This is a genomic window from Mediterraneibacter faecis, assembly GCF_055383675.1.
On sequence record NZ_AP043803.1, the window covers coordinates 967,771 to 981,447 of the forward strand.

Here is a 13,677-nt window from a genome sequence, read left to right on the forward strand (position 1 = left end):
TTATTGATTGAGTGAAAAGCTCTAATTTTATAAGTAGGTTTCTTTGATAGCCTTATGCGCCAGACGCGCAGACTTGTGAAACGGTCAATAAGAGTAGTAAAAGTATAATTGCTATATAGACTCTGACACGCATGATCCAGAAGTTTTATTTAAAAATCTAAGAGAAGATATTGCCTTTTCTGTTACAGCTGAGAATAAAACAGACGAATACATACCGAACGCAGGTTTGTGGCTTAGCGCCCTTATCTGCGTTTTTTCTGTATTAAGAAAGTGTTTTGACAAAGGAACCTGGAAAGAGAGGAAATATGAAAGGGAGTCGTTTTAAATTAAACCAGAATCATGCACCGATCCATGAGGCTCTGGAGACTTTCCGGCGAATGAGAGTTGTGCCATTTGATGTCCCTGGTCATAAACGGGGAAGAGGAAATCCGGAGCTGACAGAATTTCTCGGACAAAAATGTGTAGGCGTCGATGTCAACAGTATGAAACCACTGGACAATCTCTGCCATCCGGTATCTGTAATACGGGAAGCAGAAGAACTGGCAGCAGATGCCTTTGGAGCAGCACATGCATTTTTAATGGTAGGGGGCACGACAAGTTCTGTACAGACAATGGTTCTGACTGCCTGCAAACGTGGAGATGAGATCATATTGCCACGTAATGTTCACAGGAGTGTGTTGAATGCACTTGTTTTATGTGGTGCGATCCCTGTTTATGTAAATCCGGAGGTAGACCAGCGGCTTGGGATTTCCTTGGGAATGCAGAGAGAACAGGTTGCAAAAGCGATAAAAGAGCATCCAAAGGCAGTCGCAGTGTTAGTAAATAATCCGACTTACTATGGAATATGCAGTGATCTGCGAGCAATTGTCAAGATGGCACATGAGGCAGGAATGATGTGTCTGGTAGACGAAGCGCATGGAACACATTTTTATTTTGGTGGCGGACTTCCTGTTTCAGCTATGGAGGCAGGCGCAGATATGGCGTCCGTATCCATGCACAAAAGCGGAGGCAGTCTTACACAGTCGAGTCTGCTTCTTACAGGTCCGGACGTACATGCCGGGTATGTGCGGCAGATCATCAATCTGACACAGACAACATCAGGAAGCTATCTTCTGATGTCGAGTCTTGACATTTCAAGAAGGAATCTTGCACAGCGTGGCCGTCAGATTTTCCATCAGGTAGCAGATATGGCAGAATATGCCAGAGAAGAAATCAATGCAATCGGTGGTTATTATGCATTTGGAAAAGAACTGGTAAATGGAAATTCTGTTTTTGATTTTGATATTACAAAATTAAGTGTACATACGTTAGATATCGGACTCGCAGGAATTGAAGTTTATGATATTCTGCGTGATGAATACGACATTCAGATTGAATTTGGAGATATCGGAAATATTCTTGCCTACCTTTCGATCGGAGACCGCGCACAGGAAGTAGAACGGCTTGTGAGTGCACTTGCAGAGATCCGCAGACGTTTTCAGACAGACGGAACAGGACTTCTGAGTCAGGAATATATTGATCCTCAGGTAGTGACCAGCCCACAGGATGCTTTTTATGCAGATAAGTGCAGTCTGCCACTCAGGGAAACAGAAGGTATGGTCTGTAGTGAATTTGTGATGTGTTATCCGCCTGGAATTCCGATCCTTGCGCCTGGGGAACGCATTACAGCAGAAATTCTGGATTATATCGAGTATGCAAAAGCGAAGGGGTGTAATATGACCGGACCAGAAGATCCGGATATTTTGAAACTGAATGTTCTGACAGGGAGGTAATAACAATGGAAATGTGGTTTTCAGAATTCCATACACCGGATGTGAAACACAGTATCCGGGTAAACCGTCAGCTCTTTTCCAGACAGAGTGATTATCAGAGAATTGATATTTTTGAGACACCGGAATTTGGCCGTGTTCTGACTTTGGACGGAAATGTAATGCTGACAGAACGTGACGAATTTATTTATGACGAGATGATCACGCATGTGCCGATGGCGATTCATAAAGAAGCAAAAGAGATTATGGTGATTGGAGCCGGAGATGGCGGTGTTGTTCGTGAACTGACCAGATACGACAGGGTCAGGCACATTGATCTGGTAGAAATGGATCCGATGGTTGTCGAGGCATGTCGTGCATACCTTCCGGAAAATGCATGCAGACTGGATGACAGAAGAGTACATCTTCATTACGAAAATGCACTCCGTTTTATCCGAAGATGCGAGGCAAAATATGATCTTATTATCGTAGATTCTTCTGATCCGTTTGGCCCATCGGAAGGATTGTTTACCCGCGAATTTTATGGGAATTGTTACAATGCGCTGAAAGAGGATGGAATTATGGTCAACCAGCAGGGAAGTCCATTCTACGCAGAAGATGCACATGCAATGCAGCGAAGCCATAAAAGAATTGCCAGTACATTTCAGATCAGTCGTGTTTATCAGGCACATATCCCAACTTTTGCCGCAGGTTACTGGTTGTTTGGATTTGCCAGCAAAAAATATCATCCCGTAGATGATCTGGACGCAGAAGCATGGAATGCATTAAATCTTCGTACACGTTACTATACAACAAGACTCCATAAAGGAGCATTTTACCTTCCGGCATTTCTGGAAGATATGCTGAAAGAAGTGGAGGAATAATTCATGATTTTACCGAATATAGAAACTTTTATCGGATGCGAAAGCAGCTTTAAGGAAGCATCGATTGTCCTTTATGGTGCGCCGTTTGATTCGACGACAAGTTTTCGTCCGGGCGCAAGATTCGGTCCGGCAGCTATGCGTCATGAGAGTTTCGGACTTGAAACTTACAGTCCATATCAGGATAGAGACCTTATGGATATCAGTGTATTTGACAGCGGGGATCTGGAACTTTGCTTTGGAAGCAGTGAAATGGCGCTTTCGGATATTCAAAAGAGAGCAGAAGAAATATTGAAATCAGATAAATTTCCATTGCTTCTGGGAGGAGAACATCTGGTGACGCTGGCAGCAGTACGCGCTGTAGCTGCGAAATATCCGGATCTACATATCATCCATTTTGATGCACATGCAGATTTAAGGGATGATTATCTGGGAGCCAGATTGAGTCATGCATGCGTTCTGCGAAGATGCCATGATCTTCTGGGAGACGGACGTATTCATCAGTTCTGTATCCGAAGCGGAGAGAGAGAAGAATTTAGATTTGCCGCGCAGCATACAGATTTCCATCCACTTTCTTTTGACGGACTGGAAGAGACTGTAAGAGAACTGAAAGAGAAAAATGTACCAATTTATTTTACAATTGATCTGGATTGTCTGGATCCGGCAGTATTTCCGGGAACAGGGACTCCGGAGGCGGGTGGAGTAACTTTCTTAGAGCTTCTTGAAGCTATCCGTACAGTTGCGCAGGCAAATGTAGTAGGAGCGGATGTGAATGAACTTGCTCCTATGCTGGATGCAAGTGGTGTCTCAACCGCAACAGCATGTAAGGTTCTTCGTGAACTGCTTCTTGCAATTGCAAAATAAACCGGCAACTTATAAGAGAGCAATTATAAATATACAACTGTTGAAGAAAAGGAGAAGAGTTATGAGCAGAGTACTTGTAATCGGCTGCGGAGGAGTGGCCAGTGTAGCAATTCAGAAATGTTGTCAGGCAGATGAGGTCTTCACAGAACTTTGTATCGCAAGTCGTACAAAGAAAAAATGTGATGCACTTGCAGAAAAGCTGAAAGGAAAGACAAAAACAGTTCTTACGACAGCCAAGGTTGATGCAGACGATGTGGATCAGCTGATCGAACTGATCAATGATTACAAACCGGATCTGGTAATGAACATTGCGCTTCCATATCAGGATCTGACGATTATGGATGCGTGTCTGGCATGTGGCGTAAATTATATGGATACAGCAAACTACGAGCCGGAAGATACGGATGATCCGAAGTGGCGTGCGATTTACGAAAAACGCTGTAAAGAAGAAGGATTTTCAGCATATTTTGATTATTCCTGGCAGTGGGCATACCGCAAAAAATTTGAAGATGCAGGTCTTACAGCACTGCTTGGATGCGGATTTGACCCGGGTGTCACACAGGCATATTGTGCATATGCATTAAAACATGAATTTGATCAGATTGATACCATTGACATTCTGGATTGCAATGGCGGTGATCATGGCTATGCATTTGCGACAAACTTTAATCCGGAAATCAATCTTCGTGAAGTAAGTGCACCGGGAAGTTACTGGGAAAACGGACATTGGGTAGAAATCCCGCCGATGGATATTAAGAGAGAATACAACTTTGATCAGGTCGGAGACAAGGACATGTATCTGCTTCACCATGAGGAAATAGAGTCTCTTGCAAAAACAATTCCAGGTGTGAAACGTATTCGTTTCTTTATGACTTTTGGACAAAGCTATCTGGATCATATGCGTTGTCTTGAGGATGTGGGAATGCTTTCTACAACACCGATCCAGTACAATGGACAGGAAATCGTTCCGATCCAGTTCCTGAAAGAACTTCTTCCGGATCCGGCAAGTCTTGGTCCACGCACAAAAGGAAAAACAAATATCGGCTGTATTTTTACCGGTGTAAAAGATGGAAAAGAGAAGACTTACTATATCTATAACGTATGCGATCATCAGGAATGCTACCATGAGGTTGGAAGCCAGGCAATCAGTTATACAACAGGTGTTCCGGCAATGTGCGGAGCATTGATGATGCTGACTGGAAAATGGATCAGACCGGGTGTATATACTGTAGAAGAATTTGATCCGGATCCGTTCCTGGACGCACTTGACCGTTATGGTTTGCCGCGCAGTGAAAATCATGATCCGAAGTTGGTAGACTGATGGAAAGATTAGATAAAAGAGCACCATTTACAGCCACCGGCGGAATTATTCCGCCGGAATTTCAGAACATCAAAACACCTTGTTATATACTGGATGAAAAAGCACTTACAGAAAACGCAAAACTGCTCGGTGAAGTAGCAGAACGGACAGGATGTAAGATGCTTCTGGCACAGAAAGCATTCAGTAATTATGATTGTTATCCTTTTTTTGAACCGTATCTGGCGGGTACAGAGGCCAGTGGATTGTATGAGGCAAGATTAGGGGCAGAGGAAATGGCGGGAAAAGAAGTTCATGTATTCTGTGCAGGTTACCGGGCGGATGAATTCGAGGAACTTCTTCAGTATGCCGATCATATTGTATTTAATTCTCCGTCCCAGCTTCTTCGCTTTGGAAGAATGGCGAAAGAGGCAGGAAAAAGCGTGGGACTCAGGATCAATCCGGAATGCTCTACCCAGGAGGGACATGAGATTTATGACCCTTGTGCACCGGGAAGCCGCATGGGTACAACAAGAGTACAGTGGGATGAAGCAATTGTGAAGAATCCGGAGTTGATGGAACTTTTGGATGGGGTTCATTTCCATACTCTCTGTGAGCAGGACTCGGATGATCTGGAGACAACCCTTGCTTCCGTAAAGAAACAGTTCGGTGATTTGATTGCCAAAGTGAAATGGATCAATTTTGGCGGTGGTCATCATATTACAAGACCAGGATATGATATTGAGCGACTGGAGCAATGCATCCGAATGGCACAGGAAGAATGGAAGGTTGAGGTTTATCTGGAGCCGGGAGAAGCCTGGGCATTGAATGCAGGATTTCTTCTGACCAGTGTGCTGGATGTTCTGAAAAATGGAGACACACAGATTGCAATCGTAGATGCCAGCGCCGCCTGCCATATGCCGGATGTACTGGAAATGCCTTATCGTCCACCGCTTCTTGGATCATCGGATGAGACAACAGATAGTGGGATTACAGTCCGGTTAGGAGGTCCAACCTGCCTGTCAGGGGATATCATTGGAGACTATAAATTCAGCAAATTACCGGAATACGGAGATCTTCTTCTGTTTGGAGATATGGCGATTTATACGACTTGCAAAAATAATACATTTAACGGGATGCCATTGCCGGATATCTGGATCAGACATGCTGACAGAACCATGCAGCAGCTAACCGTATTTGATTATACAGATTTTAAAGAAAGATTAGGAAGCCGTGAATAGCGACTTCCTAATACATTTATCTAACACATTTCTTGTTTCACATCAACGTCCATACCCAATATACAACTCCAAGCGCCCAGCTTGTCACAATTCCATACAAGATCACAGGCCCGGCAATCGTGAAGATCTTACAACCAATACCAAAAACCTGCCCCTCCTTTTTATATTCAATCGCAGGTGCAGCAACAGAGTTGGCAAAGCCGGTAATCGGAACAAGTGCACCGGCACCGCCCCATTTGGCAAGCAGTGGATAAATTCCGGTACCGGTGAGAAGGATACTCAGAAGAATGAGCAGAATAGAAGTCCAGCTGCTGCAGTCATCCGGGGAAAGCTTTTTCAGTTCACAGAAATGATAAATACATTGTCCGATCAGGCAGATTGTTCCACCAAGGAAGAATGCCTTCATCATGTTGAACCACACATTGTGCTGTGGTGTTTTCTTTTTGACATAGGCTTCGTATTGCTTCTGTTGCTTCAATTGTTCTATTTTGTCCATAAATGAAAATCCCTTCTTTTTGTTTTTAAATTCTACACATAGTTTTTCACAAAATGAAAATAATATCCTTAAAAATAAATAATGAAACATCAGAAATGAGGAAACGATATGAATGATACGGGAAACAAGAACCGGGCAGTTGAATCAGAGTGTGGTCCTTTTCATCTGTCCCAGCTTCGTGGAGCACAGAGCATTGTATTCACAAAAGCACCTTATCTTCTAAGCGCAGCATCTGTTGCCGGAAGCAAAGAAGCGCAGGGGCCGCTTGGAAAATACTTCGATCTGACCAATGAGGATGATCTGTTTGGAGCAGAGACCTGGGAGGAAGCCGAAAGCAACATGCAGAAGGAAGCCTGTGTACTGGCACTTGGAAAGTCGCATGTGGATCCGAAGTCTGTGCGTTATCTCTTTGGAGGAGATCTTCTCAGACAAGGGATTGCAACTTCTATGGGCGTGGAAGATCTGCAGATTCCCATATTCGGCCTGTATGGCGCATGTTCCACATCAGGAGAAGCACTGGCATTAGCAGCAATGAGTGTGGCAGCAGGATACGGAGATTACATGCTGGCAGTAACTTCAAGTCATTTTGGAAGTGCAGAGAAAGAATTTCGATTTCCGTTAGGATATGCGAACCAGAGACCACTTTCCGCACACTGGACCGTGACAGCCAGCGGGGCTTTCCTTGTAGGAAGCCATTTGAATAAAATACATTCCGATAAGCAACGTCAAAGAAAATCCCAGTTCCGGCATATTCGGATCACTGGCGTTACAATAGGGAAGATCGTGGACTTTGGCTTGAAGGATTCGCAGAACATGGGGGCATGTATGGCTCCGGCTGCAACCGATACCATCTACCGTAATTTTCAGGATCTTGGACGTACACAGGAAGATTACGATCAGATCATAACAGGTGATCTTGGATATATTGGTCAGTCCATACTTTTTGACCTGATGAAAAGCAGAGGATATGATATCAGAAAAAAGCATATGGATTGTGGAATGACTATCTTTGATCAGGAGACGCAGGATACACATGCCGGCGGAAGCGGCTGTGGATGCGCAGCGTCAACACTGGCTTCTTATATTCTGCCAAAGCTTGAGAATGGAGAATGGAGAAAGATACTCTTCGTGCCGACCGGTGCATTGATGTCAACGGTCAGCTTCAATGAAGGAGCAAGTGTGCCTGGAATTGCGCATGCGATTATGATCGAACACTGTTGAAAAGCCCTATTATAATAGGAAGAAGTAAAAAATGTGCTAAGTGTGTGTTAAAAAAAGAAAAGGAATAGAAAAATGGATTATATAAAAGCATTTTTAATCGGAGGTCTCATCTGCGCTGCAGTGCAGATTCTTCTGGACAGAACAAAGCTGATGCCGGGACGTGTTATGGTATTACTCGTCTGCACAGGCGCAGTGCTTGGATTTATTGGAGCATACGAACCATTTGTAAAATTTGCAGGAGCAGGTGCAAGCGTTCCACTTCTTGGATTCGGAAATGTCCTGTGGAAAGGTGTGAAGGAAGCTGTTGATAAAAACGGATTCCTCGGAATCTTTCTGGGAGGGTTCAAGGCAAGTGCCGCCGGAATCAGCGCAGCACTGATTTTCGGATACATGGCTTCATTGATTTTTGAACCAAAAATGAAGAAATAAACAAGAAATCACAATAATGTTATAAGGTTCATAAAAATATACATGAAAATAACTTGACAGTAAAAGAAAAATAAAATATCATTAATTGGGTGTTAAAGGCAATAAGATAAGACGATACAAGGAGGCACGGCAGGACAGATTTTTATCTCAGGTGTCTCTTTCATTATGTAAAAGGACGAGTTAAAGATGATTGATATACATAGCCATATCTTGCCTGGAGTTGATGATGGAGCGTCTTCGATGAAAGAAAGTCTTCATATGCTTTCTATGGCAAGAAGACAGGGAATCACAGATGTGTTTGCAACTTCACATTATTCCAAAGCGTTTCCAAACAAAGATCCGGAGAAGTTGAGACGGCTTCGGGATGAGTTGATGAGTCGCGCAAACCGTCCGGTGAAAGGTCCGGATGGGAAGATAAAGCGAAGACAGCCAATTCGAATCTGGACAGGACAGGAGATTTTTTATTCTAATAGTGTTATACGTCTGCTTGAAGAGGGAAAACTGCTTACGTTGGCAGACAGCAATTATGTATTGGTTGAGTTTATGCCTTCAGTACCGTATTCTGAGATATGTACAGCAGTGAGGAATCTGTCAAGAGCAGGGTATGCTCCGGTAGTTGCTCATGCAGAGCGGTATCGCTGTCTTAGAAAAGGTAAGCGTGTAGAAGAACTGATTGACCTGGAAGCATTGATCCAGATGAATTACAGATCCGTCAGCGGTGACTGGAAGGATTCGACAGCACGCTGGTGTAAGGATAATCTGAAAAAAAAGAATATCCATTTCATGGGAACCGATATGCACAATATCGGGAACAGAATGCCTGATACAAAAGAGGCAATGAGCTGGATGAGGAAGCATTTAGACAGTACTTACCTCAGACAGATAACAAAAGAGAATGCACTTCGCATTGCAGAAGGCAAAATAATAAAATAAAGGGGAGTAAAGATGGGAAATACGCATGATGACGACGAGGTCGAGATTGACCTCAGAGAACTATTCTACGCATTGAAAAAGCACATTCTGGTAATTCTTGCGGCTATATTGGCCGGAGCAGTGATTGCCGGAGCAGCAACAAAGCTTTTGATGACACCTGTTTACAGCGCAACATCTACGATGCTTGTTCTCACAAAGGAAACCACACTTTCTTCACTGGCTGATCTGCAGATCGGTACTCAGTTGACGAAAGACTACAACATCCTGATCACAAGCCGTACGGTATTGCAGGACGTAGTAGATGAACTAAATCTGGATATGACATATAAAGAGTTGAAGGAATGTATCACCGTAGAGAATCCAAGTGATACACGTCTTCTTTCCGTTACAGCAATAGACAAAGATCCAGAGATGGCAAAGAAGATTGCTGACACGCTGGCAAAGACATCAGCTGACTTTATCGGAGACAAGATGGAAGTAACACCGCCGAAGATTATTGAAGAAGGTGAAGTGCCGACAATCCAGACAAGTCCGAGTACAAAGAAGAATGTGCTGATCGGAGCACTGGCTGGTCTGGTTCTTTCCGCAGGTATTATTATCCTTCTCACACTGATGGATGATACAATCAAGTCAGAGGAAGATATCGAGAACTACCTTGGTCTGACAACACTGGCAAGTATTCCAGATAGAAAAGACTACATTACAGGAAAAGGATCTCGCAATTCAAGCAAGGCAGCATCAAAGAAAAAGAAGAAAAAAAGGAGGAAAAAATAAATGGCAATTCAGAGAGTTATGATGACGGACTCCAGAAAAGAAGACGTCTTCTATGAAGAGGCTATTAAAACCCTCCGTACAAATATGCAGTTCAGCGGTGTCGAGACAAAGAGTATTGTTATCACAAGCTGTTATCCGAATGAAGGAAAAAGTGACGTGGCTTTCCAGCTTGCAGTAGAGATTGGAAAGATGGGAAAGAGAGTTCTGATTATAGATGCAGATATCCGTAAATCCAGTTATATCAAACGTTACCAGATCAAGCAGAAGACCAATGGACTGTCACAGTATTTAAGTGGACAGGTTGCTTTGGAGGAAGTGATTTATTCTACAAATTACCGTAATCTTGAGATTATATTTTCCGGTCCGTACGCTCCGAACCCATCAGAGCTTTTGGAGCAGGGACGTTTCAGCAGACTGATTGAAGAGACGAGAAAAGCCTATGATTATGTTTTAATCGATACACCACCGATCATCAATATGAGTGATGCAGCAATCGTAGCAAAACAGTGTGATGGTGCAATCCTCGTAATCGAGAGCGAAGCAGTAAGCAGAAGAGATGCTATGAAAGCAAAAGATCAGCTTATGAAGAGTGGATGTAAGCTTCTCGGTGCAGTATTGAATAAAGTGGATATGAAGAAAGAGAAATATTATAGTAAGTATAATTCATACTACTATGGTAAAAGCAAACAGGAATAGTCGGATATGCAGTGGAGAATATCCGCTGCATATTCCATTTTACTGAGAAAAAACAAACAAAACAGTTAAGATAAATAAAATCAGATGTTTTGTTATGTAGTCAGACAGAAGATTATCAGGGGAAAAGGGTGTACGAGGAGAATGTACAGGAAGAACAGTAATAGTTGGTTGAAGCACTGGGATTTCATCATATTAGATCTTGTCGCATTACAGCTGGCTTATGTAAGCAGTTTTGTATTGCGTATGGGAATGGATAATCTGTATCATAACGGATTATATCTGAATATCGGGATTTTCATCGCACTGGTAGACATTTGCACTGCTTTCTTTACAGAGCCATATCATGGAATCATGAGAAGAGGATACTTTGTAGAGTTTAAGAATGTATTAAAGCATGTGTTTATCGTGAGTGCGCTTGTAATCGTATATCTCTTTATGAGTAAACAGGGAAGCATGACCTCACGTCTTGTGATTACATCATTTATTCCAATGTCAGTTATTTTGGTTTATGTGGTGCGAATCATATGGAAGAAATATTTACTGAAACATGGCAATATGCTCTATTCAAAAATAAATATGCTCCTTGTTTCGACAAGTGATGAAATAGATTCCATGTTAAGACAGGTGGAACAGAATGTATTTAATGAATTCGATATTGTCGGAATCGTACTTGCAGACCGCGAACCGGAAGAAAATGAATTGATCGAAGGAATTCCGGTTGTAAGTAAGATTGATACAGTAACTGAATACATACAGACAAGATGGGTTGATGCTCTTCTTGTTGGAATTAAGAAGAAAACATTGATACCGGAAGATTTGTTTGAAACATGCGTGAACATGGGAATTACAGTTCACGAATGTCTGGATGACAGAACAGGATGGACAGGCAATCAGTTTATTAACCGTATGGGTGGATATACAGTCCTGACTTCCAGCGTCAGAGTGATTTCCTCACGACAGGCTATGATGAAGAGAACGATGGACATCTGTGGCGGAATCGTTGGAATGATTCTGACAGGTATCATTACAATATTCCTTGCTCCGGCAATCTATATTGCTTCACCGGGGCCAATCTTCTTCTCTCAGATGAGAGTAGGAAAAAACGGAAAATTATTTAAAATCTATAAATTCCGAAGCATGTATATGGATGCAGAGGAACGCAAGAAAGAACTGATGAAACAGAACGAGATGAAGGGGCTTATGTTCAAGATGGAGAATGACCCAAGAATCATCGGAAGCGGAGCGGATGGAAGCAAGCATGGACTTGGCTGGTTTATCCGTAAGACATCTTTGGATGAATTCCCGCAGTTCTGGAATGTACTCAAAGGAGATATGAGTCTCGTAGGAACCCGTCCACCAACAGTAGATGAGTGGAAACAGTATGAGCCATATCACCGCGGAAGACTTGCCGTGAAGCCGGGACTGACCGGAATGTGGCAGGTGAGCGGAAGAAGTGATATCACTGATTTTGAGGAAGTTGTGAAGCTTGATATGGAATATGTCAAGAACTGGAATATCGGAATGGATATTAAGATTCTGTTCAAGACCGTCGGGGTCGTGCTTAAGGGCAGCGGATCCAAGTGATGGAATGGATGGAAGAGATAAGGAAAATGATATAAGAATGATGATCTGCAGTGGAACCGGGAGGGGAAACTGCAGGTATTATTGGTATTGAACGTATAGCTATAGGTAGAAATAAACGAAGAGGGAAGACAGGGGTGCTTGGGAGTGGAATGGAGCTTGTTGAGATGGTTTTCTTTTTTTGAGGGATTGAACGTATAGCTATACGAGAAAAAGCAAGAGGAAATTATAGGAATGTCAAATAAGAAAAATCTTCTGATTTATGCTCATTACTATATTCCGGATACTGCGTCAACGGGGCAGATTCTCCGTGAACTGGCGGAGGGTATGCTGGATAAGTTCAACATCACGATCATTTGCGTGGTGCCGAGTTACTTAGGGACGATTGAGGATAAATATAAGACACAGAAATATTACGAAGAAGAAATCAATGGCGTGAAGGTTCTGCGAATTCGAGTGCCGGAGTTCAGTAAGGCCAATAAAAAGAGCCGTGTGAAGAATATTGTTTCCTATTTCTTTGGGGCAATGGGGGCAACTTTCAAGGTTGGAAAAATGGATTATGTGTTCTCCATTTCTCAGCCTCCGATTCTTGGAGGTCTGCTGGGTGTTTGGGGTAAGTGGGTGAAGCACGCCAAGTACATCTACAATATTCAGGACTTTAACCCGGAGCAGGTGCTTGCTGTAGGCTATACCAAGAGCAAATTTATCACTGATGTCATGATGTGGTTTGATAAGTTCAGCTGCAAGCGCAGCAACCTTGTGATTACAGTCGGACGGGATTTGGTAGAAACAGTGGAGGACCGTTTTAAAGGAAAGAAAATTCCTAAGACTGTTATGATTAACAACTGGATTGATGAGAACGAAATTTATCCATTGGATGAAAATAATGAAAAGGTTCTGGCTTTTAAGAGAAAATACGGTTTGGATGGTAAGTTTGTCATCATGTACTCAGGAAACATTGGTTTATATTACGACCTTGAGAATTTGATTAAAGTTATAGAGAGATTCAAACCGGGTACAAAGACTGTAGATGGAAGAGATATTGTCTTTGCATTTGTTGGGGGTGGCTCTGTGCTGGACAAGCTGGTGCTTTATGTGAAAGAGAATCACATGGACAACGTGACTTTCATTCCGTATCAGGATAAAGCAGACCTGATTTATAGTTTAAACGCCGGTGATGTTCACTGGTGTGTGAACGCAAAAGGTATCAAAGGTGTGAGCTGTCCATCGAAGGCATATGGAATAATGGCGGCGGCTAAGCCGATTATAGGAGTTCTCGAATCAGGATCCGAGGTTCGATGCTTGATTGAAGACACACATGGCGGTCTTTGTTGTGAACCTGGAGATTATGACAAGGTAGAGGAGAATATCCGCTGGTTCATTGAGAATGCCGAAAATAGTAAATTGAAGGCAATGGGAGCCAGAGGTCGTGAAAATTTGGAGAAGAATCTGACCAGAAATGTGTCGGTGAGGAAATACGCAGAAGAAATTCTGAAGCTGTAAAGGAGGCGAGAGG

The 13,677-nt window shown here is 42.9% G+C and carries 13 protein-coding genes; 12 read left to right on the forward strand and 1 reads right to left on the reverse strand.

What is annotated here, in order from left to right; translation table 11 throughout:
• Positions 1-305 precede the first annotated feature (305 nt).
• The 5 genes from ACZ47Z_RS04615 to ACZ47Z_RS04635 all read left to right on the forward strand — a co-directional run bounded on the left by ACZ47Z_RS04615 (position 306) and on the right by ACZ47Z_RS04635 (position 6,031).
• Positions 306-1,772 (forward strand): aminotransferase class I/II-fold pyridoxal phosphate-dependent enzyme, encoded by a 1,467-nt coding sequence (locus tag ACZ47Z_RS04615; RefSeq protein ID WP_015528171.1) that lies wholly within the window; start codon positions 306-308, stop codon positions 1,770-1,772.
• A gap of 5 nt (positions 1,773-1,777) precedes the next feature.
• A complete protein-coding gene (gene speE, locus ACZ47Z_RS04620; RefSeq protein WP_020436216.1) occupies positions 1,778-2,632 on the forward strand; it encodes a polyamine aminopropyltransferase in 855 nt (284 codons plus the stop codon).
• Between the two features lie 3 nt (positions 2,633-2,635).
• Positions 2,636-3,493, forward strand: a complete 858-nt coding sequence (gene speB / locus ACZ47Z_RS04625; protein WP_464525915.1) for an agmatinase — start codon at positions 2,636-2,638, stop codon at positions 3,491-3,493.
• Between the two features lie 61 nt (positions 3,494-3,554).
• Positions 3,555-4,814 (forward strand): saccharopine dehydrogenase family protein, encoded by a 1,260-nt coding sequence (locus ACZ47Z_RS04630; protein WP_054752429.1) that lies wholly within the window; start codon positions 3,555-3,557, stop codon positions 4,812-4,814.
• Entirely contained in the window at positions 4,814-6,031 is a 1,218-nt protein-coding gene (locus tag ACZ47Z_RS04635; protein WP_227165058.1) for a carboxynorspermidine decarboxylase, read from the forward strand. Before ACZ47Z_RS04630 ends, ACZ47Z_RS04635 begins: the two co-directional genes overlap by 1 nt.
• A 37-nt stretch (positions 6,032-6,068) precedes the next feature.
• Here the strand turns inward: ACZ47Z_RS04635 and ACZ47Z_RS04640 are convergent, their stop codons facing one another.
• Entirely contained in the window at positions 6,069-6,527 is a 459-nt protein-coding gene (locus ACZ47Z_RS04640; protein WP_015528166.1) for a SpoVA/SpoVAEb family sporulation membrane protein, read from the reverse strand.
• Positions 6,528-6,692: 165 nt separating this feature from the next.
• Between ACZ47Z_RS04640 and ACZ47Z_RS04645 the strand changes: the two genes are divergently transcribed.
• The 7 genes from ACZ47Z_RS04645 (at position 6,693) to ACZ47Z_RS04675 (ending at position 13,664) form a co-directional block, all read left to right on the forward strand.
• Positions 6,693-7,748 carry a stage V sporulation protein AD gene (locus ACZ47Z_RS04645; protein ID WP_227165075.1) on the forward strand — a complete coding sequence of 352 codons (1,056 nt, stop codon included), beginning with the start codon at positions 6,693-6,695 and terminating at the stop codon, positions 7,746-7,748.
• A 72-nt stretch (positions 7,749-7,820) separates the two neighbouring features.
• The gene (gene spoVAE / locus ACZ47Z_RS04650) at positions 7,821-8,177 is read left to right on the forward strand and encodes a stage V sporulation protein AE (RefSeq protein ID WP_226900878.1); all 357 of its coding nucleotides are present in this window, start codon (positions 7,821-7,823) and stop codon (positions 8,175-8,177) included.
• Between the two features lie 186 nt (positions 8,178-8,363).
• The gene (locus ACZ47Z_RS04655; protein WP_054752433.1) at positions 8,364-9,110 is read left to right on the forward strand and encodes a CpsB/CapC family capsule biosynthesis tyrosine phosphatase; all 747 of its coding nucleotides are present in this window, start codon (positions 8,364-8,366) and stop codon (positions 9,108-9,110) included.
• 12 nt (positions 9,111-9,122) lie between these two features.
• Complete coding sequence (locus ACZ47Z_RS04660; protein ID WP_054752435.1) at positions 9,123-9,884, forward strand: YveK family protein; 762 nt, start codon at positions 9,123-9,125, stop codon at positions 9,882-9,884.
• The gene (locus ACZ47Z_RS04665) at positions 9,885-10,580 is read left to right on the forward strand and encodes a CpsD/CapB family tyrosine-protein kinase (protein ID WP_054752437.1); all 696 of its coding nucleotides are present in this window, start codon (positions 9,885-9,887) and stop codon (positions 10,578-10,580) included.
• Positions 10,581-10,721: 141 nt separating this feature from the next.
• A complete protein-coding gene (locus ACZ47Z_RS04670; RefSeq protein ID WP_046438305.1) occupies positions 10,722-12,164 on the forward strand; it encodes a sugar transferase in 1,443 nt (480 codons plus the stop codon).
• A gap of 231 nt (positions 12,165-12,395) precedes the next feature.
• Entirely contained in the window at positions 12,396-13,664 is a 1,269-nt protein-coding gene (locus tag ACZ47Z_RS04675; RefSeq protein ID WP_227165057.1) for a glycosyltransferase family 4 protein, read from the forward strand.
• Positions 13,665-13,677 lie beyond the last annotated feature (13 nt).

Coding starts and splice junctions, on each gene's coding strand:
- ACZ47Z_RS04615 (WP_015528171.1), top strand. CDS start 306: ATGAAAGGGAGTCGTTTTAAATTAAACCAGAATCATGCACCGATCCAT.
- speE (WP_020436216.1), top strand. CDS start 1,778: ATGGAAATGTGGTTTTCAGAATTCCATACACCGGATGTGAAACACAGT.
- speB (WP_464525915.1), top strand. CDS start 2,636: ATGATTTTACCGAATATAGAAACTTTTATCGGATGCGAAAGCAGCTTT.
- ACZ47Z_RS04630 (WP_054752429.1), top strand. CDS start 3,555: ATGAGCAGAGTACTTGTAATCGGCTGCGGAGGAGTGGCCAGTGTAGCA.
- ACZ47Z_RS04635 (WP_227165058.1), top strand. CDS start 4,814: ATGGAAAGATTAGATAAAAGAGCACCATTTACAGCCACCGGCGGAATT.
- ACZ47Z_RS04640 (WP_015528166.1), bottom strand. CDS start 6,527: ATGGACAAAATAGAACAATTGAAGCAACAGAAGCAATACGAAGCCTAT.
- spoVAE (WP_226900878.1), top strand. CDS start 7,821: ATGGATTATATAAAAGCATTTTTAATCGGAGGTCTCATCTGCGCTGCA.
- ACZ47Z_RS04655 (WP_054752433.1), top strand. CDS start 8,364: ATGATTGATATACATAGCCATATCTTGCCTGGAGTTGATGATGGAGCG.
- ACZ47Z_RS04660 (WP_054752435.1), top strand. CDS start 9,123: ATGGGAAATACGCATGATGACGACGAGGTCGAGATTGACCTCAGAGAA.
- ACZ47Z_RS04665 (WP_054752437.1), top strand. CDS start 9,885: ATGGCAATTCAGAGAGTTATGATGACGGACTCCAGAAAAGAAGACGTC.
- ACZ47Z_RS04670 (WP_046438305.1), top strand. CDS start 10,722: ATGTACAGGAAGAACAGTAATAGTTGGTTGAAGCACTGGGATTTCATC.
- ACZ47Z_RS04675 (WP_227165057.1), top strand. CDS start 12,396: ATGTCAAATAAGAAAAATCTTCTGATTTATGCTCATTACTATATTCCG.